Origin of the sequence: Nocardia sp. BMG51109, from assembly GCF_000526215.1 — a bacterium.
In the GTDB taxonomy this organism is placed as follows: Bacteria; Actinomycetota; Actinomycetes; order Mycobacteriales; family Mycobacteriaceae; genus Nocardia.
Genome location: NZ_JAFQ01000004.1, coordinates 3,214,680 through 3,239,841 on the forward strand (window position 1 = coordinate 3,214,680; position 25,162 = coordinate 3,239,841).

Consider the following 25,162-nt stretch of genomic DNA (forward strand, 5'->3'; position numbering starts at 1 on the left):
TCGCTAGCTAGCTCTGGCCGTGGCCTGCACGACCGCCCCGACCCGATCGACGAGCAATGCCATCTCGTAGCCGATGCGGCCGATGTCGTGCTGCTTGTTGGCGAGCACGGCCAGGTGCGAGCCGTTGCCGACGCTCATCACCAGCAGGTACCCGCGCTGCATGTCGACGATGGACTGCATCACCTTGCCGCCGCTGAACAGCTGTGCCGCGCCGGTGGACAGGCTGGCCAGGCCGGCCGTGACCGCGGCCAGCTGCTCGGCCCGGTCGGTCGGCAGGTTCGGGCTGGTGGCCTGCAGCAGGCCGTCGGTCGAGACCAGCACCGCGTGTGAGACGCCGGGCACCTCGCGGGTGAACCGGTCGACGAGCCAATTTAGGTTGTCGTCGGTGCTCTGTTCGGTGTCGCTCATGAAGGGCCTCCGTCGTCGTGGTACTGGGCATCGGCTCGTCCGCTGCGGACACCACTGAGATGCCGGGACAGGTTGCTGCGGATCTCCTCGGGATCGGGAGTACCCGGTTCGTCCGCGGGTGTCAGCCCACCCGGCACCAGTTGCGCCCCCGGCTTGCGGATCGGCAGGCCGCCGTCGGTGCGGTCGGCGGTCGGCGGCCGGCTGGCGTCGGCCGCGGCCGCCCAGCCCTCGTCGGCCGGGGAGTCCCACATCTCGACCGGCCCGCTCGACGACGGTTCGACCAGCCATTCCGAGACCATGCGCTGATAGATCGGAGTCGCCGGTTCGGACCCGGCCGGTGGCGAATCGGCGTCGGCCGGACGGGTCAGGGCGGTGTCGGGCCGGTCGGTATCGGTCCGTCGCGGGAGGAACGTGGTCTGCTGTGCGGCCAGGGCCGACATGCGGGCGGCCGGTGCGACGTAGCCGTCGTCGGTGTGGGCCCGGTCATCGGAATATGCGCGGTCGTCGGCGGCTGCCAGGTTGTCGCGATCGGGCAGTGCCTCATCGGGTAGCGCTCGGTTGCCGAGAGCGTCCCGATCGTCGGGATACCCCTGGCCGTCGGAATCGGTCTGGTCACCGGGGTGGGTCCGCTCGCCGAAACGGGCTCTGTCCTCGAAGAATCCGCGGTTACCGGACGGAACGTCGTTGCCGCGGTAGGTCCGTCCGTCGCCGTCGGTTCCGTCGTCGGGATCGGTGTCGCCGCCGGGGTATGGCCGACCGGTGAATTGGGCTCTGTCCTCGAAGAATCCGCGGCTACCGGATGGAATGTCGTTGTCGGGGTAGGCCCGTCCGTCACCGTCGGTTCCGTCGTCGGAATCGGTGTCGCCTTCGAAGTACCGCCGTCCGGCGAAGGGCGGTCGGTCACCGAGGAATCGGCGGCCGCCGAGTGGGACATCGTTGTCGGGGTAGGTCCGTCCGTCGCCGTCGGTTCCGCCGTCGGGATCGGTGTCGTCGTCGGCGTACGGCTGTCCGCTGAACAAGGTTCGGTTGTCGAGGAATCCGCGGCCGCCCGGCCGGGAAGCGCTATCGGAGTAGGAGTCCGCGTTGGGGCCGGTTCGGTCGTCGGCGTAACCCTGGTCCTCGGAACCGGGTTCGTCGGTGGTGGACGACGGGCCACCGACACGGTCCCGGTTGCCGAGGAATCCGCGGCTGCCGGGGAACGCCTGTCGGTGTCCGTCGGCGTCGACCTCGGCGTCGGCCTGTGCCCGGCCGCCGAAAAGGGTTCCTTCCCTGAGGAATCCGTGGCCGCCGGGTGCGCTTTCGTCGTCGGGGTATGCCTGTTCGCCGGGCTCGTCCCGGTCGTCGGCGGGCGCCCGGCCGCCGAGATATGCCTGTTCCTCGGATCGGTCCGCAGTGGTCCGGGAGTCGGGTTCGGCCCAGCGTCCGAAGGCCGGTTCGGCGGGGGCGGACGGTGACCGCAGATCGGCAGGGGCCGATGGTGACCGCAGATCGGCGGGGGCCGATGGTGGCCGGAGGTAGGTGGTCCGCTCGCCGGACGCCTCCGGGGCCGCGTCGGCGAACAGGTCGTCGGCGGGCGCCTCGGCGACGGGTCCGCGGGCCGTCGGCACGGTGGGCTCGGCCGGACGGCGCTGGGGCAGGTCCGGAACCGACCCGAACGGGTTCGGCTCCTGCTGGTCCGGCACCGCGCTGAGCAGCCGCCGCTGCGGATCGGTGGTCGGGTCGCCGAACGCGTCCGGCGGGCCGGCGGCGGCGAAGTTCCCGGTGATCGGCTGCGGGCCGTCGGCGGCGCCCGGCGCCGGCGACACCAGCGGACCGGGCAGATGCACGCCGGCCGTGATGCCGGACTGGTGCGACATGCCGGTGGTACGACGCAGGCTGACGGTCACGGTGTGCCGCTTGGCCAGCCGGCCCACGACGAACAGGCCCATCCGGCGGGCGGTTTCGATGGTCACCTCACCGCCGGAGGCCAGCCGCTCGTTGATGGACCGCAGGTCGTCGGCGGACATGCCCAGGCCGCGGTCGGTGATCTCGATCAGATAGCCGCCGTCCATCGCGCCCGTCACCGACACCGCCACCGGCGTGCTGGGTGGCGAATAGCGCAGCGAGTTGTCGATCAGCTCGGCCAGCAGATGCTCGATGTCGACGGCGGGCTCACCCGCGACGACGCCGTCGGGCACCGACCCGATCTCGACCCGCTGATAGTCCTCCACCTGCGATACCGCACTCCACAGCATGTCCGACAGCGGCACCGGCGGCAGGTGGCCGCGGCGCAGCGCGGTACCGGCGAGGACCAGCAGGTTGTCGCCGTTGCGGCGCATCCGGGTGGCCAGGTGGTCCAGGCGGAACAGGCTCTGCAGCCGGTTGGAGTCGTCCTCGTCGCGCTCCAGGTCCTCGATCAGCGTGAGCTGCTGCTCGACCAGCGACTGGCTGCGCCGCGACAGCGTCTCGAACATGCTGCTGATCTGCAGTCGCAGCCGGGCCTGGTCGGCCGCCAGGTAGAGGGCCTGGCGGTGCATGTCGTCGACGGCGCGGGCGAGCTGGCCGATCTCCTCGGTGGTCTGCACGTCCACCGGGACGATCTCCGGGGTGGCGCCGCCCTTGCGCACGACCGCGAGCTCGGCGGGCAGGTCCATGTGGGCGACCTGCAGGGCGTCGCGCCGCAGCCGGCGCACCGGGACGACCAGCGACCGGGCCACCGCCAGGGCCAGCGCCAGGCCCAGCAGCAGGGTGATCACAACGAAGGCCACGTCGCGCAGCACCTGCCCCCGCGCCTCGATCAGGCGCTCCGACAGGCTGGTGTCGATCCGATCCACCAGCCGGTTGGTGGACTCGGTGTAGATCTCGTCGCTGGTCCGCAGCGACTCGGTGACGCCGGGCACGTCGGCGGGCTCTACCGCGTTCTGTCCCAGCGCGTCCACCCGGGTCTGCAGCGCCGCCAGCAGCACGTCCGGCCGGTCCGCGGATTCGGGATACACCGCGGAATACTGGTGGATCGTGGCCGACTCGCCGCCGGCGGCCAGCAGCGCCTGCGACATCAGCGCCGGATTGTTGCTCAGTTCGCCGCTGATGATCCACAGCTGTTCCTGGGTGAACATCTGGCGCGCGATGGCGATCACGCCCATCTGCACGTAGTACCGCTCGATGGCGGTCTCGGTGGGAGTGGGCAGCGCGGTGATCGCGGTGTCGATGTGGGTCGCGATCTCGTCGGCCTGCTTGCCGATCTGCATCGGCGAGGTGCCCCGCCGGTTCTCGCGCAGCGTGCGCCCGGCGGACAGCGCGTTCGTGACCGCGGTGGTGACGCGCTTGTCGGCCTTCGAGATCTGCAGTGCCGCCTGCAGGTCGGCCAGCGTCTGATCGAAGTGGGCGGCGTCCTGGTCCAGCGTCGGCTGGGCGCCGCCGTCGGCGCCGGCGGCCGAGGCCACGGCCAGCTGATTCGCGGCGGCGGTGTATTCCAGCATCGGCCGGATGATCCGGGCCTGATCGCCCGCCGTGTTCAACTGCCCGATCGTGGTCAGTTCGGTCTTGACACGCAGGCCGGCGAAGACCGAGGCGAGGATGACGGGCAGAAGCAGAACGATGCCGACCTTGCTCGTCACGGACAGGTTGGACAGACTCCTCTGCCATGGCCGCGGTGCTGTGCCCATCCCGCTTGTGTCGCCTCCGCTTGCTGATGGCCCTCCGGTCCACTCGGGTGCGGCATCAACCACCGTCACCGCCTAGCTTGGAAAGCTCCCACGCACGGCCGGATTCGTTGCCAAGGTGTAGCGGTCTTGGGGTTTGTATCCCGCGCAGAACCAACTGGAGTTCTTCTTTTACCGCACGCAACATACCGTGTGGAAAGAGCGACGGCAATCCGGACCCCTACGTGCGGATAAGCCGATTCTCGCTGAACACAACGTGTTTCGGATCTCGCCGCCCGCGCGGCCCGTCGGTAAAGGGACTGGTCATCGCGCCGGAATGATCCGGCGTGTCGATAGTTTGCTTCTCAGTCGGCTCTCAGTCGGTACGGTCAGACTGGTGGCCATGCGCATTCTGGTAGTCGATGACGATCGGGCGGTGCGCGAATCGCTTCGCCGGTCGCTCACCTTCAACGGCTACTCCGTCGAACTGGCCGTCGATGGGGTCGACGCGCTGGACAAGGTGGGCGGCCAGCGCCCCGACGCCCTCGTCCTCGACGTCATGATGCCGCGGCTGGACGGGCTCGAGGTGTGCCGCCGGTTGCGCAGCACCGGTGACGACCTGCCCATACTGGTGCTGACCGCGCGCGATTCGGTCTCGGAGCGGGTCGCCGGCCTGGACGCCGGCGCCGACGACTACCTGCCCAAGCCGTTCGCCCTGGAGGAATTGCTCGCCCGGCTGCGCGCGCTGCTGCGGCGCACCACCGCCGATCCGGTCGCCGACTCCTCGGAGACGATGCGGTTCGCCGACCTGTCGCTGGATCCGGTCACCCGGGAGGTCTCCCGGGGCGAGCGCTCGATCAGCCTGACCCGCACCGAGTTCTCGCTGCTGGAGATGCTGATGGCCAATCCGCGCCGGGTGCTGACCCGCAGCCGCATCCTGGAGGAGGTCTGGGGCTACGACTTCCCGACCTCCGGTAACGCCCTCGAGGTGTACATCGGCTATCTGCGGCGCAAGACCGAGGCCGAGGGCGAGCCCCGGCTCATCCACACCGTGCGCGGTGTCGGTTACGTGCTCCGCGAGACGGCGCCGTAGGAGTGCCGTAGTTGTGGGAAGAACGGTTCCGCATCAGCCGGTGGTCGCCGCGCTGCGACCGCGGGCGGAGGCCTCCGAGCTCCGCCCGCCGATGCCGCTGACCCGGTCGGTCTCGTTGCGCTGGCGGGTGACCCTGCTGGCGGCGTCGGTGGTGGCGGTGGCCGTCGCGATGGCCTCGATCGCGGCCTACGCGCTGGTGGCGCGCTCGCTCTACGCCGATGTCGACAAGCAGCTGCGGGAGCGGGCCGACGTGCTCGTCCGGGCCGATATCGACCGGGTGAGCTTCCCGTACATCATCATGCTCAGCAGCCTCTACTACAACGATCTCGGCATCGCGATCATCTACCGCGGCGCCGACGCGCCTGCGGCCCCGCCGCAGTCGATGTATCCGCCGGTCGGTGCGGCGGAGTGGAGCGTGGCCCGGGGCGATTCGTCGGCCTCGCTGCGCACCGTCGGGAACCAGCGGGTGCTCGCCGAACGGATGAGTTCGGGGAGCACCCTGGTGGTCTCGCGGTCGCTGCAACCGACCAAGGAGGTGCTGGACAAGCTCGCCCTGCTGCTGTTCGTGGTCGGCGGATGCGGGGTCGTGCTGGCGGCGGCCGCCGGCACGGCGGTCGGGCGAACCGGTCTGCGCCCGGTGGCTCGGCTGACCGCGGCCACCGAACGCATCGCGCGTACCGACGATCTGACCCCGATCCCGGTGAGTGGCGACGACGAATTGGCCCGGCTCACGGCGAGTTTCAACACGATGCTGCGCGCGCTCGCGGAATCGCGTGAGCGGCAACGCCGTCTCGTCGCCGACGCCGGACACGAGCTGCGTACCCCCCTGACATCGCTGCGCACCAATATGGAACTGCTGATCGCCTCGCAACGGCCGGGCGCTCCGGCGATTCCCGCCCAGGACATGGCCGAACTGCGCACCGATGTGGTGGCGCAGATCGAGGAACTGTCCACGCTGGTCGGCGATCTGGTGGACCTGGCCCGCGAGGACGCCCCGGACGCGGTGTACGAGCGAGTGGATCTGGGCGAGGTGACCGAACGCGCGCTCGAGCGCGTGCGGCGCCGGCGCGCCGGTATCGAATTCGTCGCGGAACTGCAGCCGTGGTTCGTCTACGGGCACGAGGCGGGCTTGGTGCGGGCGATTCTCAATGTGCTCGACAATGCCGCCAAATGGAGCCCCGCCGGTGCGCAGGTCCGGGTTGCCATGCGCGAGAACCGCCCGGGCCTGTTGGAATTCACCGTCGACGACGCGGGGCCGGGTATCGCGCCCAACGAGCGGGAGCTGGTGTTCGAACGCTTCTATCGGACCACGGCGTCTCGTTCCATGCCCGGTTCCGGATTGGGCCTGGCCATCGCCAAGCAGGTCGTGACCAAGCACGGCGGCACCATCACGATCGATACCTCCGATCGCGGTGGTGCGCTGATCCGCATCGTGCTGCCGGGCGAGGGCGGGCCACCGCCGGAGGCGACCTCCGCACAGGGAGAGGTTTCGTAGCGCTTCGCCGCGTGTACCGCCCCGTAGAATGTCGCAGGTAGCAGCAGCGATATCTGCGACAACTGATAGCTCCGTCTCAGTCCGCTCTCAGTCGAGATCATCACACTGGTCGACAGTCTCGAGGAGAAACGAGGGAAATGACCGAGGATTCGAAGGACAGGCGGGACGAGCCGACGACGGCTCAGGGTGGCTCGGATGCGCCTGTCGAAGCGACCGGACCGCAGCCGACCGAACAGCTCCCGACGGCGACTCCGCACGAATCACAGCCGCAGCAGCCGGGTTTCGGCCCGGCCGGCCATCAGCCCGGCCCCGCCCCGGCCCCGCCGTACGCTGCCTATCCGCAGGATCCGGGTGTGCAGCACACCGCGCCCATGCCGCCCTATCCGCCCGAGTACGGTGCCGTCGCACCGGGTGGTCCGGCCGGCCCGGGTGGTCCCGGCCAGCCGCCGGGCGTCCCGTATCCGGCGGCCGGACCCGCCCCGCAGCCGGGCGGCCGGGGCCGGGCCGGTCTGGTGGCCGGCGCGGTCGTGCTGGCGCTGGTGGCCGGGGGCGTGGGCGGCGCGGTGGGCTCGCTCGCCACCCGGTCGGACGATTCCGCCCCCGTGACCAACGCCCTGGACGCCCCGGTGCCCAAGGCGGACAACGTCTCCAACGCACCGGCCGGCAGCGTGCCCGCCGCCGCGCAGAAGGTGCTGCCGAGCGTGGTGATGATCCGGGTGGCCGGCGCCCAGGCGGAGGGGGAGGGTTCCGGGGTGGTGCTGTCCTCGGACGGATTGATCCTCACCAACAACCACGTCGTCAGCGGCGCCGGGCCGAACGCCCGGATGCAGGTCCAGTTCAACGACGGCACAACCTCTTCCGCCACGGTCGTAGGCGCGGATCCGATCTCGGACCTGGCGGTCGTCAAGGCCTCCGACAAGACCGGACTCTCGCCGATCGAGCTGGGCACCTCCTCGAATCTGCAGGTCGGGCAGTCCGCCGTGGCCGTCGGCTCACCGCTCGGCCTGTCCGGAACGGTGACGACCGGCATCGTGTCCGCGCTCAACCGGCCGGTGTCCACCAGCGGCGAACAGGGCGGCGACGGTTCGGTGATCTCCGCGATCCAGACCGACGCGCCGATCAACCCGGGCAACTCCGGCGGTCCGCTGGTCGACATGTCGGGCAAGCTGATCGGCCTCAATACGGCCATCGCCACCCTGGGCACCTCGGAGGCCAGCGGCCAGCAGGGCGGCTCCATCGGTCTGGGCTTCGCCATCCCGGTCGATCAGGCCCGGCGCGTCGCCGACGAGCTGATCAAGACCGGCCACGCGACCTACGCCCAGATCGGGATCACCGTGAACCGGGTCGATACGTCCACGGGCGCCCGGGTCCGCGACGTCGTCCCCGACGGCCCGGCCGGGAAGGCCGGCATTCCGGCCGGTGCGATCGTGACCAAGGTGAACGATCAGATCATCGACTCGGGCAACGGGCTGATCGCCGCCGTCCGTTCGCATCAGCCCGGCGACAAGGTGAAGGTCACCTACACCGACGACAAGGGACAGAATCCCAAGACCGTCGAAGTGACCCTCGCCGCGGCGCCCGCGGAGGGCGGCCGATGATGCGCGGCCCGCGCCCCGTCACCGCCCTGTCCGACCGGCGCCGGGGCCCCGGGGACACCGCACCGATGTCACCGGTGGACGCTACGGTGAGCAGCATGGAAATCGATGCCGCTGTGGCCGGCCGTGCACTTGTCGTCGTCGTCGACGACCGAACCGCGCACGGCGGGGTGGATTCGCTGGGTCCGCTGGTGACGGAGCTGCTCACCGAGGCCGGGTTTCTGGTCGATGCCACGGTGCTGGTGGCCAACGACGAGGTCGAGATCCGCAACGCGCTCAACACGGCGGTGATCGGCGGCGTCGACCTGGTGATATCGGTCGGCGGTACGGGCATGTCCCCGCGCGACGTCACCCCGGAGTCCACCTCCGAGGTGCTCGATCGTGAACTGCCGGGCATCAGCGAGGCGTTGCGCTCGTCCGGGCTGGCCGCCGGTTCGCTGGACGCCGGCCTGTCCCGAGGGCTGGCCGGGGTGTCCGGAAGCACGCTCGTGGTCAATTTGCCCGGCACCCGCGCCGCGGTCCGCGACGGCATGGCAACCCTGGGCCCGCTGGCCTCCCGGGTCATCGACGAACTGTCCGGATTGGACGAGTGACAACACCCCCGCACGACGACGAGCCGACCCCGCGTCCGGGCCGCACCGGCGGCCGCCCGCGGGGTCGTGTGCGTTCTGCGGCCGATGCGGCGCGGCTGGCCCGCATCTTCGGTGACACCCTGCCGCAAACCACCAGCGATGAGCGCGGTCCGGACGGCGAGCGCGCCGCGTCCGCGGACGAGTGGCTGCGCTCACAGGTGCCCCCGCACCACGAATGACTTCTCGCATCACGGGGCTATCTCGACGTCTCAGTTGGGCCAGGCTGTCGTGATCCGATCGATACCGATCTCTCACTGCGTTTATGCGCATTCCTCGTTGTGCCCCGATGGTCTGTGTGATCCAGATCACATCGAGTTTGCGGGGCCTTACGTTGTCAGTTGGTCGCCGGTGCGTTTACTGTCCCAATTTGGGCTGCTTCACCTGCGGTTCCTGACGGCTTGGGGAAGGCGTGCCGGCGCCGACCCCGGCGGAACGTAGCCCGGTTCCGACCGTTGGGTTGTCGTTTGCCGGATATTCGTCACCGGTTACACGGTGGCAACAAAATAGCGACAAACTGAGCTGGGCCCGAAGGGGACCGCTTTTCGGCCTCGATGGTCGAGGCTGAGCGTAAGAACCTGATGAGGGGAAGTATGAGCGAGAACCGCACCAAAGGTCTGCGGCGTGGTGCCCGCTTCGCGGGTATCGGCGCGGCTGTAGCCGTGGCCATCGGCCTTTTCTCTACCGGTGCTGCCAACGCCGACACCTTCGTGCCGTTGCCGGACGGCCAGAAGCTGGGGCCCAATGGCGTTGTGATCACCCGCACCGGTGAGCACGCCACCGTTTCACCGTCGCTGGCGGCCAACGGCGCCGGCCGCACCGTGTGGGTGTCGGGCAACGCCTTCGCCGACGTGCCCAACGCTCCCGAGGCGGAAGTCGGCCCGAACAACGGCCCGCTGAACTCTCCGGGGACCAACAACTCGTCGAGCCACGGCTCGTCTCAGGTCAACACCGGCTACATCGTGGGATGCCAGGTCAACATCGGATCCGACGCCATTTCCGCGAGCCTGTCCGGCGGGATCAGCATGAGCGATGCCAGCCTCAGCGGCTCCATCGGCCTGGAGCTCGGACCCGGTGAGGTGAAGTTCGTCCAGATCGACTACAAGGACATCACCAAGCCCGGTCGGTACTCGGTCGAGTATCAGGACGCGGAGATCGAGATCCAGAATTGCGCGGGGTACGCCCAGGCCCGGTCGTACACGGTCGTCGAGGTCGTCGGTGACCACTACTCGAAGACCACCCTCTACGGGCAGCCGTTCTCCATCGGCTGATGTGGTCCAGTTCCGCCAAACCCATTCCCGCGTAAAGCGATTCACCCTAGAGGGACCTCATTATGAACATCCGTAAGACCGTGGCCCGCGCGGCCGGTGTCGGTGCTGTCGCCACCGCCGCCCTGGGCCTTCTCTCCACCGGCGCAGCCAACGCCGACACCTTCGTCCCGCTGCCGGGCGCCGACCTGACCAAGACCCTGTCCGACGGCACCACGGTGCACATCTGGGTGGACGGCGAGTCGGCGAACATCAACCCGTCGATGGGCTCCACCCCGGTGCACCGCAATACCTGGGTGAGCGGTAGTGCCCACGTGGACATCTCCGGTTCCGCCGGGGAGAACACCGGTGGCAGCATCTACCCGGGCTACGTCGTCGGTTGCCAGGTCAACATCGATGGCGGCGGCGTCAACGGTGGCCCCGAGACCGGCGTCGAGTGGGACTCGGAAGGCACCGTCACGCCGTCCGTCAAGGGCAGCGGCGGCGGTGACCTGACCCTCGGACCCGGCCAGGCGCAGTCGTTCTACGTGCTCGATCTCGAGCAGGCCGACGACTACGGCAACGAGTCGCACAAGAAGCGCAACAAGTTCAAGAGCAACAGCGGCTCGGTGTCCTGGGCCGACTCGACCATCGGCATCAACGGCTGCGGCGGCTACGCGCAGGCGCGCTCGTTCGTCAACGTCGAGGTCGAGACCGACAACGTCATCAGCTGGGTGACGGTGTGGGGTCAGCCGTTCAGCCTGGGCTGATTCCGGTACCGACCATCGATCGCTCCGGCCGGCTCGTGGCCGGGGCGTATCGGTGAGTTCCCGGTGGTGAGCACGCCGGGACGATCAAAGTAACGCTCGGGTGGGCCCGGTGCCGCGTGCACCGGGCCCACCGTCGTATGCACGACCCCTCGATGTTCGGGGGCCTGGTTCGCGGGGCTACACGGTCAGTATTCGTGACGGTCAGTGTTCGTGACGGTCCGGAGTCGTGCCTGCCGGTGCGTTCGATTCGTGTCGGCCGCCGGCGCTCTTGCCGCCCTCGGCGAGCAGATCGCGGATCTCCTGGAGCAGCTCGAGCTCGGTGGCCTCGTCCTTCGAGGCGGCGCCCCAGCGCTTCTTGGCCTTGCCGGCGGGCAGCACCAGGACGAAGTAGAGGATGGCCGCGATCAGCAGGAAGTTGATCGCCGCGGTGACGATCGGCCCGATCGCGATGAACGTGGCCGGTTTGTCGGCGACGAGCTGCAAGCCCCAGCCCAGTTCGTTGCGATCGCCGAAGATGGCGAGCAGGGGATTGATGATCCCGGTGGTGAATGCCGTGACGACCGCGGTGAAGGCGGTGCCGATCACCACCGCGACCGCCAGATCGATCACGTTCCCGCGAAGCAGGAAGTCCTTGAAACCCTTCAGCATTGCGGCTCCTGTCTCATCTCCGTGCCTCGCAGGACGGTTCGTCTGCTGATGGCGGTGTACGGCACGACCGATGACTGCTATCGGAATCGGGTATTCCGGATGCTACTCGAGTCTGTGGCAAATATTCGGCCAACTTTGTGAACAGGGCGTGGCCGCTCAGCGGAAGACGACGGTCAGCGGGGTGCGCAGGGAAGCGCCGGCCACCGCCGTCGCACGGGCCGGATCCAACGCCACGAGGACGACATGCTCCTCCGAGGCGCGGCCCTTCCCGGCGCCGGCGATCAGCACGACCGCCGCGTCGGTAGCGAGCGTGCGGGGCGGTGCGGGGCCGGGTGCGCCCTCGGCCGCCGACTCCTCGGCCGCGATCACATCGACCCGGTCGCCGGTGCGCAGAATGTCGGCAACGGCGTTGTCGGCCAAGCGAATCGGCACGATGCGCGCGTCGGCGGCGCCGGTGGCGGCCGCGGCCAGGCGGGGGCCGAGCACGCGCAGATCGGTGAGGATCTCGCCGCCGTGTACGGCGCCGGTGACGGTCGCGCCGAGCAGCGCCGCGACATCGCCGACGGCTCCCTCCGGCAGCGTGCCGGCGGGGCGCAGGACGCGTTGCAGATCGGTGGCGTCCAGCACCCGGCCCGGTGCCAGGTCGTGTGCGGCGACGACGACCGCGGCCGGATGGGCCTCGGGGTCGCCGCGCAGAAACAGCGCGCCGGCCAGCACCGTCAGGGCGACGGCGAGCAGGCGGCGCGCGAAGGTGGAATCGGCCCAGGGCGGCCGGTACCTGGTCACCAGGTCCCAGCGCAGCCCGCGGCCGAGATCGGTATCGAGGCGCGGTGGCTTCATGCCCGGCACGCTACGGCCGGGGCCACCGGGACCCGAACACGAATCAGCAGGTCGGTGCCGGGCTGTGGATAACTGAAAGCCTGTGGACGACGCCGCCTGGGCCGAGGGGGGTCAGGCGGCGGAACCGGTGCTGGCGGTGCTGGAGCTGCCCGAGGTGGAGGTGGTCGACGAACCGGAGCCGGACGACTCCGAACCGCCCGACGAGGACGACTCGGACGAGGAGCTGTCGGCCTTGGCCGGCTCGCTCGAGGTCGAGGAGCCGTTGCGGCTGTCGGTGCGGTAGAAACCGCTGCCCTTGAACACGATGCCGACCGAGTTGAAGAGCTTACGCAGCTTACCGTTGCACTTCTCGCAGGTGGTGAGGGTATCGTCCGAGAACGACTGGACGATGTCGAACTTGTCGCCACACTGGGTGCACTGATACGAGTAAGTAGGCACTGAAGGACCTCCACAGTCTCCGTCGCTAGCACTCTACAGCCGACAGTGCCAACATTGCCAATCGGGCATTAATTCCCGCTCGCCGGGCCGGCCAAACGTCGCAGTCCGCCGCCGGGAGTCAGCGCCCAGCCCATCCGCCGATCGTGTGGTTCCTCCGGCAGCCGGGCGACCACCTCCTCGTCCCGCACCACAGCGATCAGCCGGGCATCGGGCCGCGCGGCGGGCAGCGTGCGGTCGTAATATCCGGCGCCCCGGCCCAGGCGCACGCCGCGCCGGTCCACCGCCAGCGCGGGTACCAGGATAACTCCCGCCAATTCGATTGCGGCCGGGGACATTCGGGCCCCGGCCGGCTCCAGCAGGTCGTAGCGGCCGCGGTGCAGCGAGCCGGCGCCGGAGTACTCGGCCCAGTCCAGCGGCCCCGGCGGCCCCGTGACCGGCAGCAGCACCCTGGCCCCGGCCGAGCGCAGCGCGTCGAGCATGCCCGTCGAACCGGGCTCCGTGCCCACCGGCACGTACGCGGCGACCCAGCCGGCGGGCGCCCAGTCCGCCGCCACCCGCGCCGCGGCGCCCGCCAGCGCCGCCGCCTCGCCCGCCCGCACCGGCGCGGCGACGGACGCCCGCCGCGCCGACACCTCGGCCCGCCACTGGTTCTTGTCACGCTGACCGGCGATATTCACCCGACCACGATAGGACCGGGGCGGGAACGTGATCCGGTACGCCCGTGGGTTACTCGATCCGGTCCGGGGGTAAACGATGTAAATCGAGCCGAGTCTCGGCCGGTGCCCGCGGCGTTCACGCGCGGGCCGACCGCGCCGAACGAATGCTCGGCGAGACCGCGTCGAGGGGCTGTCGTCGACAAGCGCCTGTCCCCGCCGACGCCTAGGCTCTCCGGGATGCCGGGCCGGTCGAAGCCGGTCCGGCCGACGAATCTGATGGATAGGGTGTGCGTTATGACAGCTGACGCCGGAACGGACGCGACGCAGGCTGGTTTCCGCACGGCCGTGGTGCCCGCGGCCGGGCTCGGGACGCGGTTCCTGCCCGCGACCAAGACCGTGCCGAAGGAACTGCTGCCGGTGGTGGATACGCCCGGCATCGAACTGGTCGCGGCGGAGGCCGCCGAGTCTGGCGCCGCCCGGCTGGTGATCGTCACCTCGCCCGGTAAGGACGGCGTGGTAGCCCACTTCGTCGAGGACCTGATGCTGGAGAGCACGCTCGCCGAGCGCGGCAAGTTCCAGCTGCTGGAGAAGGTGCGCAAGGCGCCGGGGCTGTTGGATGTGACGTCGGTGGTGCAGGAGGAGCCACTGGGCCTGGGCCACGCGGTGGCACAGGCGGAGGCGGCGCTCGACCCCGACGAGGACGCGATCGCGGTGCTGTTGCCCGACGACCTGGTGCTGCCGAGCGGCGTGCTCGAGGTGATGTCCCGGGTGCGCCGCAAGCGCGGCGGCACGGTGCTGTGCGCGATCGACGTGCCCAAGGATCAGGTGAGCGCGTACGGCGTCTTCGACGTGGCCTCGGTGCCCGACGCGGTGAACCCGAATGTGTTGCGCGTCAAGGGCATGGTGGAGAAGCCCGAACTGGCCGACGCCCCGTCGACCTATGCCGCCGCCGGCCGCTACCTGCTCGACCGCGAGATCTTCGACGCGCTGCGCCGCATCGAGCCCGGCGCGGGCGGTGAACTGCAGCTCACCGACGCCGTCTCGCTGCTGATCGCCGAGGGTCATCCGGTTCATGTGGTGGTGCACCGTGGGTCGCGCCACGACCTGGGCAACCCGGGCGGTTATCTTCGTGCTGCGGTCGATTTCGCTTTGGAGCGAGAGGAATACGGCCCCGCGCTGCGTGAGTGGCTGGAGCGTCGGCTCGCTCCCGACTGGAATCCGCAGCTGACCTCGTCGGAGTGACGCGGGCAGCTCGGCTTCTCGTCGTGCGGGGTCGGGGAGACGCCGGACTATGAGGGAAGGGCTGCATGCGCTCGGTTGAGGACCAGCAGATCAAGGTGACCGCGGCGGCCGTCGCCCCGCGGCCCGTCCGGGTCGCGATCTCCGAGGCCCAGGGTCTGCTGTGCGCCGAGGATGTCGTCACCGAGCGGCCGCTACCCGGATTCGACCAGGCGGCCATCGACGGATACGCCGTGCGCAGCGTCGACGTGCAGGGCGCCGGCGCCGAGATCCGCGACGAGGACGGCAATCCGATCGATCTGACGCTTCCGGTGGTCGGCGAGGTCGCCGCGGGTTCGCGGCAGCCGAACCGGTTGCAGCCCCGCCAGACCGTCCGGGTCGACACCGGCGCGCCGCTGCCCACACTGGCCGACGCGGTGCTGCCGCTGGACTTCACCGACGGCGGGCGCGCCCGGATCGAGGTCTACGAGCCGGTGCGGTCCGGCGACTACGTGCGCCGCATCGGCGACGACGTGCAGCCCGGCGACATCGCGGTGCGGGCCGGCACCATCATCGGGGCCGCGCAGGTCGGACTGCTGGCCGCGGTGGGCCGGGACAAGGTGCTGGTGCATCCGCGGCCCCGGTTGTCGGTCATCTCGATCGGTGGCGAACTGGTCGACATCGATCGCACGCCGGGCCCGGGTCAGGTCTACGACGTGAACTCCTATGCGCTGGCCGCCGCGGCCCGAGACGCGGGCGCCGACGTGAACCGGGTGGGCATCGTGAGTGCCGATCCCGCGAGGTTGCGCGATGTGGTGGAGGGCCAGCTGGTCCGCTCGGAGGTCGTGGTGATAGCGGGCGCGGTCGGTGGCTGGGCCTCCGAGCAGATTCGTGAGGCCCTGTCCGACCTGGGGGAACTGGAGATCGCCCGGGTCGCCATGCACCCCGGATCCGTGCAGGGCTTCGGCCGGCTCGGCCGCGACGAGGTGCCGACGTTCCTGCTGCCGTCGAATCCCGTCGGCGCGCTGGTGGTCTTCGAGGTGATGGTGCGCCCGTTGGTCCGGATCGCGCTGGGCCGGCGGCATCCGATGCGCCGGATCGTGCGGGCGCGCACGATCATGCCGATCACCTCGATGCCGGGCCGGCGCGGCTATCTGCGCGCGCAGCTGATGCGCGACGAGCAGACCGGCGAGTATCTGGTGCAGCCGCTGGGCGGCAACGGATCCTCCCATCTGCTGTCCACCCTCGCCGAGGCGAACAGCCTGATCGTGCTGGATCCGGACGTCACCGAGGTGCGTACCGGGGACGAGGTGCCGGTGGCCTTTCTCGCGCAGCGCGGGTGAATCGTGGACATGAACGTGTTCCGGACCGCCCAGCACCCGGGCTGGCCCGCGCATCTGGGTCCCGTGCGGGTCGCCGCCGGGCAGGTCACGCTGCGGCCGATCCGGCTGCGTGACGCCACCACGTGGTCGCGCATCCGGATCCGGGACCGTGCCCATCTGGAGCGCTGGGAACCGACCGGCCGCGGCTCGTGGGACGCCCGCAACCATGTGTCGAACTGGCCCTCGCTGTGGTCGAGCCTGAAGGCCGAGGCGCGCCGCGGGGCGATGATTCCGCTGGTGATCGAGGTCGACGGGACGTTTTCGGGCCAGTTGACCGTCGGCAATATCGTGCGCGGCGCGCTCCGGTCGGCGTGGATCGGCTACTGGGTGACCGAGGAGGTCGGCGGCCGAGGGGTGGCCACCGCCGCGCTGGCCCTGGGCCTGGACCACTGTTTCGGCCCGGTCGGGCTGCATCGGGTGGAGGCGACCGTGCGCCCGGAGAACCTGGCCAGTCAGGCCGTGCTGCGCAAGGTGGGTTTCCGCGAGGAGGGACTGCTGCGCCGCTATCTCGACGTGGACGGCTCCTGGCGCGACCATCTGCTGGTGGCGATGACGGCGGAGGAGTTGACCGGCACGGTCGTCGACCGGCTGGTCCGCACCGGCCGGGCCACGCTGGCCTAGCGGCGCCGGTGATCGGTGTGTCGTGTTACTTGTGGGGCGGGTGTGGGCGGCGCGCCTGCGGGCTATTCCTGTGGTTCGGCACTAGCCTACGGACGTCGGTGGTGCGTCGTGCGCTATCGGAAGGGAGCCTGCGAAGTGGCCCGACGTGGCGGCGGTGCGACCGGCGCGACGACGGGATACCGCGCCGGCGATGAGGTGACGACCGTCGAAGGGACAACGGCCAGGCGGGGACGGAGGTGTGAGCGCGATGCCGAATTCGATCTTGTGGATCGGCCTGGTCGTGCTCTGGGTCTTCGTGCTGTTTCCGATGCTCGCCGACCGGCATCCGCGCATCCGGCGTACCACGGATGCCGCGCTGGCCACCCGGGTGTTGCACCGCGGCGGTACCAAGCGGCGGATGAAGAAGGGACCGGCCGCCGGGCACGACTCCGACCCGGACTGGGTGCCGACCCGTGTGCAGAGAAAGCTTTCCCACGGCGATGATGCGGAGGATCGGATGACGACATCTGCCGATGAAACCGTCACCGAGCACGACGACGAGACCGCCCGCGACCCCGCCGAGTCGATGGCGGCCGAGGCCGGGAGCGAGGTCCTCGGCGCCGACATCGAGGATGCCGAGATCGAGGGCGCCGGGGCCGAGGATGCCGAGTGGGACGACGCCGACGAGCGCGGCGAGAGCGACGAGGACGGCACCACACCCGACCCCGCCGAGGCCGCGGCCGACGACGGCGAGTCCCGCGAATACGACCCGGCCGACGGCGAGTCCGGCGGATCGCTCGACGACGCGGCCGGTGCCGCCCGATACGACGGTGTGGCTGGACATGACGGTGCCGCTGGATACGACGGTGTCGCCGGACATGACGATGCCGCTGGATACGACGGTGTCGCCGGACATGACGGTGCCGCCGGACATGAGCGCGCCGCCGACGTCGACGAGGGTGCCGCGGAGCGGTCCGCTCCGGCAATGACGGTCCGGATACCACCCGCCCCGTCGGCGGCCGATCCGGCACACCTGCCCGAACCGGTCGAATTTGATTCCGACGCCGCGGATTACGTCTCGCAGCGCCGCGGTCGCGGCGGCTACGACCCGGAGTCCGATGCGGCGGCCCGCCGGATTCGCTACCGATTCCGGCAGCGCACCGCGCTCGGGCTGGCACTGAGCGCCTTGATGTTCGGCGCGTTCGCCTTCGCGGTAGCGCCGATGCTGTGGTGGGGGTGTGCACTGTCGGTGCTGGTGCTCGCTACCTACCTCGTCTACCTGCGGCGTCAGGTCCGGATGGAGGAGGAGATCCGGCGGCGCCGGGCGGCCCGGCTGTCGCGCGGCGACCACCGGCCGGAGTCCGGTGCGGTGTCGGCCCGTCCGACGCGCGACGAGCGCGCCGCCCTCGACCGCGATGCCGCGCGCGTGCTGCGCCGCCGCGCCGTGGTGCTGGACGTGGACGACGAGAACGCCGATTTCGACCACCTGGAGCCCTTCGACGCCGCGGCCGCCCGCGCCACCCGCAACCGCGCCGCGGGCGGCGAAATCCGCCGCGCCGCAGGGGAATAGGGCCGGGCCGCCCGGAGGGCCGCGCCGCAGAGGAAGCGGGTGCCGTCGTTCTACGGCAGGACCGTAGGCGTCGGCAGGGGATATCGCCCGGATCGTCTGTCGGACTGTGCCGGTCGGACGCTGTCCGGCAGCGGGAATGCGAGTTGGTCGCCGCAGGCTGCGCTCGGCGCTGAACGTCGAGTGCTGCTCGTTTCGGTGTCCGCGGGCTGGGGTAGGGGCGTTGGTGCGGTCGGCGTGGGATCCTCGGTACAGGCGGTGCCCGCGTGGGGTCATTGTGGACCTGTCGTCGGCGGTGGGGCCGGGTTTGTTCTGTTCGTCGGCCGATGCGGGTGGTGCGGACCGTCGCGTGCGCGGCGGCTCGGTGTCGTGGCGCGGCGTTACTATCGGGACTGCAACCGGCGGGAGAGGAGTCGGCTCGATGGGCGCTAGGCGGGCGGCCTCGACGGCCGAGGCGACGGATCGTCGCCGCGAGCTGCTCGACCGGCTGGCCGAGGTGATCGCGGAGGACGGGCTGGAGGGCGTCAGCATTCGCGCCCTGGCCGCCCGCGCGCACGTATCCATCGGCACCGTCCAGTACTACTTCTCGACGAAGAACGATCTGCTGCGACGGGTCTGGGAGCACGTCCGGGACGAGGCGGCCAGCCGCTTCCTGGATTCCGGCGTCGCCGACCAGCCACCGGGCGATCGCCTCGAACGCCTCACCGATCTGCTCATCGCGCCGGATAGCGGCGACATCCTGGCGCGCGTGTGGCTGGCGCTGGCGGCGCGCGCCGCCCACGACCCGGAGATCGCCGCCCTGCACCGCGACCAGTGGCAGCGCACCCAGGACATCCTCGCCGGCACGCTCGCCGATGCCAATCCGGACCGCGCCGCCGATGCCACCGATGCCGCCGCCGAACTGCTCGCCCTGCTGGACGGTCTGACGATCGCGGTGCTCACCGAACCCGGCCGCATGCCGCCCGCCCGCGCCACCCGCCTGGCCCGCGCGTGGACCGGCGCGTGGACCGGCACTCCGTAGCCGCGCGCGTACTGTCCTTGTGCCGCTTGCCGTTCCGGCTGTCGAGGTGGCAGCCGAGTTCGGCGGTGTCACCCAGGGGTTGTGCTGAGGTAGCCGCTGTCGTCCGGGCTCGGTGCCGGAACGGCCGGCGGGCGGGTCGCGATCGTGTCCGAGCCGAACGTGCCGTTGTGTCGGAGGTTGTCCGTAGACCGTCGTGGGCGAGACCGTCGTGGGCGCGCCGGGGGATACGGGCACGCTGTGCCATGCTGGGAACGCAGGGCCGAGGCGGCCGGTCGGGTGTGGTGAGGGAGGCGAGGGTGTCGGACGAGGAGCTGGAGCTGGTCGCGGGGCGGGCGCGGATGGCGGTGGATGCGAGCACGGGGCGGATCGCGAGGTTCCGGGTCGGCGCGGCCGATGTCCTGCGCACCGGCGCCCGCTTCGGCAGCTTTCCGATGGCGCCGTGGTGTGGGCGGATGCGCGACGGCGCGTTCGAATGGGACGGCCGCACCCGGCAATTGCCGCGCAATGCCGAACCGCACGCCATTCACGGCACCGTGCGCGACCATCGGTGGAATGTGGTGCGTCGAAGCGAGTCGGAAGTCGTTCTCGCACAAGAACTCCGCGATCCCTGGCCGTTCGCGGGCCGGGTCGTGCAGTCGTTCGCGCTCGGCGAGGAATCGGCGGCGTTCCGGATGAGCGTCGAGGCGGCGGCCGAATCGTTTCCGGCGCAGGCCGGATGGCATCCGTGGTTCAACCGCCGGCTGAGCGTCGACGGGAAACCGGTCGAACTGGATTTCGCGGCGGCCTGGCAGGAGGAGCGCGGCCCCGACTACCTTCCCGACGGCAACCGTATCGACCCGCTGCCGGGGCCGTGGGACGACTGTTTCGGGATGCCCGAGGGGGTGCGCGTCACGCTCACCTGGCCGGGAGCGTTCGAGCTGACAGTCGGCAGCCCGCTGCACTGGGTGGTGGTCTACGACCGGCCCGCCGAGACGGTCTGTGTCGAGCCGCAGTCCGGGCCGCCCAACGGGCTGAACACCCGGCCGCGGGCGGTCACGCCGGAGGATCCGCTGATCGCCGAGATGACCTGGCGCTGGCGGGCGCTCGACTGATCGCGGCCGAGCGGGCGAACCGGTTACCGGACGCGGGACGAATCGGGTATCAGGTGGCCGGCGTCGATCAGGGTCCGGACCGCGGCCCGGCGCCGGGGGCACTCCTCGGTCCGGCACGTGATGTGCATCTGCATGATGGCATGAGCTTTCTGCGGGGTCAGCTGGAGCGGTTCGATCCAGCACGTGCTGAACATGTCCACGGTCGGAGGCCTCTTCCTGGATTCCCTGAAACCGCCGGGCATCGGGCCGGGAGGGCCGACGACGCCGGTGCGATAGACCATATTCCGGGATTTCCTACCGAAGAATGTGACGACGGGACGGATTGTTGGTAATTTCGGACAGTGGATTCGTTCGGTGCCTCGCTCGGCGTGCTACCCCACAGCAGCGTCAGTGTGCGGATGATGGTCAGTGTCGGTCAAGCGCACGGTCTCGACGAAACATTGTTATTGGCCGGCACCGGAATAGTGCCGGAGCGGCTCGCCGACGATAATGTGGAAATCTGGCCGGACCAGGAATTCGCGGTAGCCCGAAATCTGCTGTCGCGGCTCGGCGACCGTCCCGGACTGGGCGTGCAGACCGCCCGCCACGCCACCATCGGCAACGGCGGCATGGTGGGTCTCGCCGCCCTGGTCAGCCCGACGATCGGGGACGTTCTGTCGATCACCATCCGGTATCAGGCGCTGGTCTCGGTCGCGGCGCGGTACGCCCTGGAGGATCGCGGTGACGAGGTCGCCATCGTGGTCGACGGCGACGGGGTCCCCGAGGACGTGCGCGCCTACTTCGTCGAACGCGAGGTGGCGTTCATCTTCATGGCCGGCGAGTTGCTCGATGTCGAGATCCCGGTGCTCGGCGTCGAGATGCAGATCTCGGCCGACCGGGGTGACGAGCTGTCGGTCATCACGCCGTTCGATCGGCATCCGATCGCCTTCGAGTGTCCCCGCAACCTGGTGATCCTGCCCCGGTCGTTCCTGGATCAGCCGATGCCGCAATCGGATTCGCGCACCGCGTCGGCGCTCGAGCGGCAATGCCGGGAGGCGCTGCGGCATCTGCTGGACGCGGGCTGGCGAGTGACGGCAAAGGTGCGGGAACGGCTGCTGAGCGATCCCGATCGGATGCCGTCGATGGCCGAGATCGCCGCGGAGTTGCACATCACGGTGCGCACGCTGCGGCGCCGGCTGGCCGACGAGGGCACGACCTTCCGCGGCCTGCTCAACAACGTGCGCGAGATCAAGGCCGCGGAGTTGCTGCGCACGTCGGCGACCGTCGAGGATGTGGCGCGCCGCCTCGGCTACGCCGAGACCGCAAACTTCACGCATGCGTTCACTCGCTGGCGCGGCATGTCTCCGCGGGCGTACCGGCAAACGATTCTGCGTAAGTAGCGTTCGAACGCCGACTGTCCGAGACAAATCTCGGAACCGCCCCCGAGGGGCAAGAATCGGCCCGCAATATCAGTCGTCTGATAGTTGAACGGGAAATAGAACGCCAACTTTTCTCGCACAATTCTTTGTGATTGGACACAGTTTCCCCGCCGGCCTCTTGGGGTGGTGCCGCCGGATACCCGGACTCGTCTACAACTGTCTGTTTTGTCCGGAAAATTCGGCGCTCGAAACGCAATCCTGCGACCGCCCGGATGGCGCCGCGAGGCGTTCCGTCGCTGTCCGGTACGGATCTACGACCTGCGTGATCCGGCGAGTGCGGCCTCGGCCGGGTGATCGCCCGCCTCGATACGCCTACCGACTGGTATTTTACTAGTAAAATATCTGCTAACATCGAGGGCGTGCTTCCTCCGACCCAGCAACAGACCGGCCATGCCGTGCGCGCATACCGGAGGATGCGCGGTGTGCTGCCGCTGCGCGGTGTGCTGCGCCTGCGGCCCGCGGCCGACACCTGGCGCCGCCAGGCGGTGAGCGCCGTGCTCGCGATCGGTGCGCCGGCGGTGGTGCTGCTCGCCGTGGGCCACCTCGAGCTCGCCTTCTACACCGGTGCGGGTGCGATGTGTGCGCTGTACGCGCACGGCATGCCGTACGCGGCGCGGGCTCGCGCGCTGGCCTGGCTGGCGCTCGGCATGGTCACCGGAACCGGCGTCGCCCTGGCCACGGCGGGACTCACCGATTCCGCGGTCGTCCGGGTCGCGGTGATCGGTCTGCTGGCGGGGGTGTTCAAGGTGGTGTGCGATGCGACGCGGATCGGGCCGCCCGGCAACGTCATCCTCACCTTCATCGCCGCCACCGCCGCATTCCTGCCCACTCGTCCGGCCGAGTTGCCCTGGCAGCTGGCGCTCGTCCTGCTCGGCGGCGTGCTGGCCTGGTCGGTCTGCCTGGCGCCCGGCCTGTTCCGCCCGCACGAGCCCGAGCGGAGGGCGGTGGCCCGGGCGCTCGAGTCGACGGCGCGGGCGCTGCGGGTGGCGGGCGACGATCCGGCCGCCGGCCGGGCGCGGTTCGAGGCGGCCGCGGCCGTGCAGAGCGCCTGGCAGACCCTGCGCTTGGTGCGGGCACGGACCGCGGCGGCCGCGGCCGAACTCACCGGGCTGTCCCATCTGGTCGTGCGTGCCGAATCCCTCATCGCGGCAGAGCGTTCGGAGGAGGCAGCCGTGCTCGACGAGTGGGCCCGCGCGCTGCGCGCCGGGCGCCCGGTGCCGTCCGTGGACCGGGTGGCGGCGGAGGAGGCCGAGATTCGCGGGCTGGCCGCCGAACGCGCCGCCGATCGTCGCGAAGGGGGATGGCACAGGGTGGCAAGGGCATTCGCGCCGTCTTCGCCGCTGTTCCCGATCGGGCTCCGGGTGATGATCGGCAGCGCCGTGGCGGGCTGGACCTCGCTGGCGCTGGGCGTGGACCGGCCGTACTGGGCCGTGGTGACCGCGGCGGCGGTGTACGTCGCCAATACCGCGCTGTCGTGGCAGCGTGCGGTGCAGCGCGTGCTGGGCAATCTCGGTGGCGTGCTGCTGTTCACCGCGCTGGTGCCGATCATGGGCAGCCCCGTCGTGCTGGTCGTGATCGCGCTCGCGTGCCAGGTCGTGGTGGAGGCGACCGTCGCCCGTAACTATGCGCTGGCCACCCTGTTCATCACGCCGATGGCGCTGGTGATGACCGAGTACGCGATGCGCCATCCCGCACGGGAATTGGTGACCGACCGCTGGCTCGACACCTGCGTGGGCGCGGCCGTCGGCATGCTGGTCTGCTTCGCCGTCCCCAACCGGCGGGTATCCGGCCGGGTCGATGCGGCCCTGCGCGATCTCGAGACTGTCACCGGTGGTGCCGAGGCTGTCACCGGTGGTGCCGAGACCGGCTCCGGCGGTATCGGGTTCGGTTCCGGCGGTGCTGAGTTCGGCTCCGGTGATTCCGAGACCGGTTCCGGCAGTTCCGGGTTCGGTTCCGGCCGTACCGAGTTCGGCACGACGGGCAGCCCGGGCCCCGGCGATCGAGCCGCCCGGCGGGAGCGGTTGGCGACCGCGCTGGTGGAGTTGCGGGAATCGGCCGATACCGCGGCCGGGGAATGGTGGAGTCCGGCACTGCCGCAGGAGCGGATCGTCGCCGCCGAGCGCACGGGCCACCGCATGCTCGCGGAACTGTCGGCCCGGCCTACGGTCGCATCATGACGACTGCCGAAGGTCCCGGTCGCACACCGAGTTCGGCGCCGAGGTCTGCGACGGACCCGGCACCGCCGCGTGCGAGGGACTCGTCGCCCGCCGCGAATCCGGCACGGACGCCCGTCGGGGATCGGTCGCGGACATTGCCGGCGGACGCGGCATCGGTATCGGCGGGGAGTTCGTCGCCGACGGCTGCGTCGAGTTCGGTGCCGACGGCTGCGGAGGGTCCGGGACTCGAGTTCGCGGCGGATTCGTTGCAGGCGCCCGTCGGGGATCGGTCGCGGATGTTGCCGGTGGATTCGGTATCGGTGTCGGTGGGGAGTTCGTCGCCGATGGCTGTGTCGAGTTCGGTGCCGACGGTTGCGGAGGGTTCGGGATCTGATTCCGCGACGGATTCGTTGCCGGTGTCCGCGGCGGATTCTTTGCGGGTGTTCGGAGAAGATCCGGCGTCGGTGTCTGGGATGGATTCGTCGCAATCGTCCGGTGTGGATCGGTCGCGGGCGTTCGCGGCGGGTTCGGCATCGGACGCGGATTCGATACCGGCCCAGGGGGTGTCCCGTACACCGCCGGAGGATGCGGTTGCCGGGGTGTTGCGGTTGTGGGCCGAGGTGCATCCGGAACTCGATACCGAGCCGATCGGTGTTCTCGGGCGGATCAATCGGTGTGCGGCACTGCTGCAACACGTGACGGATGCGCCGCTGGGCGATGCCGGGTTGACCCGGCCCGAGTTCGACATCCTGAGCGCGCTGCGCCGGGTCGGAGCCGAAATGACGCCCGGCCGGCTCGCCCGGGAGACCTTCGCCTCGCCCGCCGCCGTCACGAAACGCGTTCGCGGCCTGGCGGATCGTGGCCTGGTCACCCGACGTGCCGACGGCCGCGACCGCCGCGTCGCCCACATCGGGCTTGCCGATGAGGGGCGGGAGCTGGTGGATCGAGTACTGCCGCAACAACTTTCCTACGAGCGTGCGCTGCTGTCCGGCCTGCCGCCCGGCGACCGCGCGGAATTGGCGGCGATCCTCGGCGACCTGCTGCTGTTGCTCGAGGGCCGCTTGGGCAGCCTGGGGCACTGAACTCCGGTGTGAACCTGGGGGCGCTGGGCCGGTGTGAATCCGGGGTGCTGAGCCGGTGTGAACCAGGGGTGCTGGGCCGGTGTGAATCCGGGGTGCTGGGCCGGTGTGAATCCGGGGTGCTGAGCCGGTGTGAACCAGGGGTGCTGGGCCGGTGTGAATCCGGGGTGCTGAGCTGGTGCGAACCTGAG

General features: G+C 70.2%; 22 protein-coding genes. 16 read left to right on the forward strand and 6 right to left on the reverse strand.

The window, feature by feature from the left end:
* Positions 1-3: 3 nt before the first annotated feature.
* Entirely contained in the window at positions 4-408 is a 405-nt protein-coding gene (locus D892_RS0115985) for a roadblock/LC7 domain-containing protein (protein WP_024802205.1), read from the reverse strand.
* Positions 405-4,004 carry an ATP-binding protein gene (locus D892_RS48555; RefSeq protein ID WP_369801752.1) on the reverse strand — a complete coding sequence of 1,200 codons (3,600 nt, stop codon included), beginning with the start codon at positions 4,002-4,004 and terminating at the stop codon, positions 405-407. Before D892_RS48555 ends, D892_RS0115985 begins: the two co-directional genes overlap by 4 nt.
* Positions 4,005-4,431: 427 nt before the next feature.
* Between D892_RS48555 and D892_RS0115995 the strand changes: the two genes are divergently transcribed.
* The 7 genes from D892_RS0115995 (at position 4,432) to D892_RS0116025 (ending at position 10,857) form a co-directional block, all read left to right on the forward strand.
* Positions 4,432-5,121, forward strand: a complete 690-nt coding sequence (locus D892_RS0115995) for a response regulator transcription factor (RefSeq protein ID WP_024802207.1) — start codon at positions 4,432-4,434, stop codon at positions 5,119-5,121.
* A 91-nt stretch (positions 5,122-5,212) separates the two neighbouring features.
* Positions 5,213-6,616 carry a HAMP domain-containing sensor histidine kinase gene (locus D892_RS0116000; RefSeq protein ID WP_084161567.1) on the forward strand — a complete coding sequence of 468 codons (1,404 nt, stop codon included), beginning with the start codon at positions 5,213-5,215 and terminating at the stop codon, positions 6,614-6,616.
* A 137-nt stretch (positions 6,617-6,753) separates the two neighbouring features.
* A complete protein-coding gene (locus D892_RS41260; RefSeq protein ID WP_024802209.1) occupies positions 6,754-8,214 on the forward strand; it encodes a trypsin-like peptidase domain-containing protein in 1,461 nt (486 codons plus the stop codon).
* A gap of 95 nt (positions 8,215-8,309) precedes the next feature.
* Positions 8,310-8,804, forward strand: coding sequence for a molybdenum cofactor biosynthesis protein B (locus tag D892_RS0116010; RefSeq protein WP_024802210.1), 495 nt, complete (start codon positions 8,310-8,312; stop codon positions 8,802-8,804).
* Positions 8,801-9,022 carry a hypothetical protein gene (locus D892_RS0116015; RefSeq protein WP_024802211.1) on the forward strand — a complete coding sequence of 74 codons (222 nt, stop codon included), beginning with the start codon at positions 8,801-8,803 and terminating at the stop codon, positions 9,020-9,022. The genes D892_RS0116010 and D892_RS0116015 overlap by 4 nt, the downstream gene beginning before the upstream one ends.
* Before the next feature lie 411 nt (positions 9,023-9,433).
* Positions 9,434-10,111 (forward strand): MspA family porin, encoded by a 678-nt coding sequence (locus D892_RS0116020; RefSeq protein WP_024802212.1) that lies wholly within the window; start codon positions 9,434-9,436, stop codon positions 10,109-10,111.
* A gap of 62 nt (positions 10,112-10,173) precedes the next feature.
* Positions 10,174-10,857: an MspA family porin gene (locus D892_RS0116025; RefSeq protein ID WP_024802213.1), complete on the forward strand. Its 684-nt coding sequence runs from the start codon at positions 10,174-10,176 to the stop codon at positions 10,855-10,857.
* A gap of 201 nt (positions 10,858-11,058) precedes the next feature.
* Here D892_RS0116025 and mscL read toward each other — a convergent pair whose 3' ends face one another.
* The 4 genes from mscL to D892_RS0116045 form a co-directional block, all read right to left on the reverse strand.
* The gene (gene mscL / locus D892_RS0116030; protein WP_024802214.1) at positions 11,059-11,505 is read right to left on the reverse strand and encodes a large conductance mechanosensitive channel protein MscL; all 447 of its coding nucleotides are present in this window, start codon (positions 11,503-11,505) and stop codon (positions 11,059-11,061) included.
* 156 nt (positions 11,506-11,661) lie between these two features.
* Positions 11,662-12,345: an SAF domain-containing protein gene (locus tag D892_RS0116035; RefSeq protein WP_024802215.1), complete on the reverse strand. Its 684-nt coding sequence runs from the start codon at positions 12,343-12,345 to the stop codon at positions 11,662-11,664.
* Between the two features lie 111 nt (positions 12,346-12,456).
* Positions 12,457-12,783: an FmdB family zinc ribbon protein gene (locus tag D892_RS45205; protein ID WP_084161090.1), complete on the reverse strand. Its 327-nt coding sequence runs from the start codon at positions 12,781-12,783 to the stop codon at positions 12,457-12,459.
* Positions 12,784-12,851: 68 nt separating this feature from the next.
* A complete protein-coding gene (locus D892_RS0116045; protein WP_024802217.1) occupies positions 12,852-13,460 on the reverse strand; it encodes a 5-formyltetrahydrofolate cyclo-ligase in 609 nt (202 codons plus the stop codon).
* 273 nt (positions 13,461-13,733) lie between these two features.
* Here D892_RS0116045 and D892_RS0116050 point away from each other — a divergent pair, with 273 nt between their 5' ends.
* From D892_RS0116050 to D892_RS41265, 9 genes are all read left to right on the forward strand, one after another.
* Entirely contained in the window at positions 13,734-14,681 is a 948-nt protein-coding gene (locus D892_RS0116050; protein WP_024802218.1) for a UTP--glucose-1-phosphate uridylyltransferase, read from the forward strand.
* Between the two features lie 65 nt (positions 14,682-14,746).
* Positions 14,747-16,000: a gephyrin-like molybdotransferase Glp gene (glp, locus tag D892_RS0116055; RefSeq protein ID WP_024802219.1), complete on the forward strand. Its 1,254-nt coding sequence runs from the start codon at positions 14,747-14,749 to the stop codon at positions 15,998-16,000.
* A 9-nt stretch (positions 16,001-16,009) separates the two neighbouring features.
* The gene (locus tag D892_RS0116060; protein ID WP_024802220.1) at positions 16,010-16,660 is read left to right on the forward strand and encodes a GNAT family N-acetyltransferase; all 651 of its coding nucleotides are present in this window, start codon (positions 16,010-16,012) and stop codon (positions 16,658-16,660) included.
* A gap of 247 nt (positions 16,661-16,907) precedes the next feature.
* On the forward strand, positions 16,908-18,209 hold the full coding sequence (gene glpR, locus D892_RS0116065) for a gephyrin-like molybdotransferase receptor GlpR (protein WP_036568927.1): 1,302 nt from the start codon (positions 16,908-16,910) through the stop codon (positions 18,207-18,209).
* Positions 18,210-18,627: 418 nt separating this feature from the next.
* Positions 18,628-19,227, forward strand: a complete 600-nt coding sequence (locus D892_RS0116070) for a TetR/AcrR family transcriptional regulator (RefSeq protein ID WP_024802222.1) — start codon at positions 18,628-18,630, stop codon at positions 19,225-19,227.
* 296 nt (positions 19,228-19,523) lie between these two features.
* Positions 19,524-20,318 (forward strand): aldose epimerase, encoded by a 795-nt coding sequence (locus D892_RS0116075; RefSeq protein ID WP_024802223.1) that lies wholly within the window; start codon positions 19,524-19,526, stop codon positions 20,316-20,318.
* Positions 20,319-20,659: 341 nt separating this feature from the next.
* The gene (locus D892_RS0116085; protein WP_024802225.1) at positions 20,660-21,697 is read left to right on the forward strand and encodes an AraC family transcriptional regulator; all 1,038 of its coding nucleotides are present in this window, start codon (positions 20,660-20,662) and stop codon (positions 21,695-21,697) included.
* A 398-nt stretch (positions 21,698-22,095) separates the two neighbouring features.
* The gene (locus D892_RS0116090) at positions 22,096-23,913 is read left to right on the forward strand and encodes an FUSC family protein (RefSeq protein ID WP_198036905.1); all 1,818 of its coding nucleotides are present in this window, start codon (positions 22,096-22,098) and stop codon (positions 23,911-23,913) included.
* Positions 23,914-24,365: 452 nt separating this feature from the next.
* Complete coding sequence (locus D892_RS41265) at positions 24,366-24,974, forward strand: MarR family winged helix-turn-helix transcriptional regulator (RefSeq protein ID WP_084161569.1); 609 nt, start codon at positions 24,366-24,368, stop codon at positions 24,972-24,974.
* Positions 24,975-25,162 lie beyond the last annotated feature (188 nt).

Excerpts from the sequence above, each read along its gene's own strand:
- mscL (WP_024802214.1), bottom strand. The coding sequence starts at position 11,505 with ATGCTGAAGGGTTTCAAGGACTTCCTGCTTCGCGGGAACGTGATCGAT.
- D892_RS0116070 (WP_024802222.1), top strand. The coding sequence starts at position 18,628 with ATGGGCGCTAGGCGGGCGGCCTCGACGGCCGAGGCGACGGATCGTCGC.
- D892_RS0116025 (WP_024802213.1), top strand. The coding sequence starts at position 10,174 with ATGAACATCCGTAAGACCGTGGCCCGCGCGGCCGGTGTCGGTGCTGTC.
- D892_RS0115995 (WP_024802207.1), top strand. The coding sequence starts at position 4,432 with ATGCGCATTCTGGTAGTCGATGACGATCGGGCGGTGCGCGAATCGCTT.
- D892_RS0116000 (WP_084161567.1), top strand. The coding sequence starts at position 5,213 with ATGCCGCTGACCCGGTCGGTCTCGTTGCGCTGGCGGGTGACCCTGCTG.
- D892_RS0116010 (WP_024802210.1), top strand. The coding sequence starts at position 8,310 with ATGGAAATCGATGCCGCTGTGGCCGGCCGTGCACTTGTCGTCGTCGTC.
- D892_RS0116050 (WP_024802218.1), top strand. The coding sequence starts at position 13,734 with ATGACAGCTGACGCCGGAACGGACGCGACGCAGGCTGGTTTCCGCACG.
- D892_RS0116020 (WP_024802212.1), top strand. The coding sequence starts at position 9,434 with ATGAGCGAGAACCGCACCAAAGGTCTGCGGCGTGGTGCCCGCTTCGCG.
- D892_RS41265 (WP_084161569.1), top strand. The coding sequence starts at position 24,366 with ATGGATTCGTCGCAATCGTCCGGTGTGGATCGGTCGCGGGCGTTCGCG.
- glp (WP_024802219.1), top strand. The coding sequence starts at position 14,747 with ATGCGCTCGGTTGAGGACCAGCAGATCAAGGTGACCGCGGCGGCCGTC.
- D892_RS41260 (WP_024802209.1), top strand. The coding sequence starts at position 6,754 with ATGACCGAGGATTCGAAGGACAGGCGGGACGAGCCGACGACGGCTCAG.
- glpR (WP_036568927.1), top strand. The coding sequence starts at position 16,908 with ATGCCGAATTCGATCTTGTGGATCGGCCTGGTCGTGCTCTGGGTCTTC.
- D892_RS0116060 (WP_024802220.1), top strand. The coding sequence starts at position 16,010 with ATGAACGTGTTCCGGACCGCCCAGCACCCGGGCTGGCCCGCGCATCTG.
- D892_RS0115985 (WP_024802205.1), bottom strand. The coding sequence starts at position 408 with ATGAGCGACACCGAACAGAGCACCGACGACAACCTAAATTGGCTCGTC.
- D892_RS0116035 (WP_024802215.1), bottom strand. The coding sequence starts at position 12,345 with ATGAAGCCACCGCGCCTCGATACCGATCTCGGCCGCGGGCTGCGCTGG.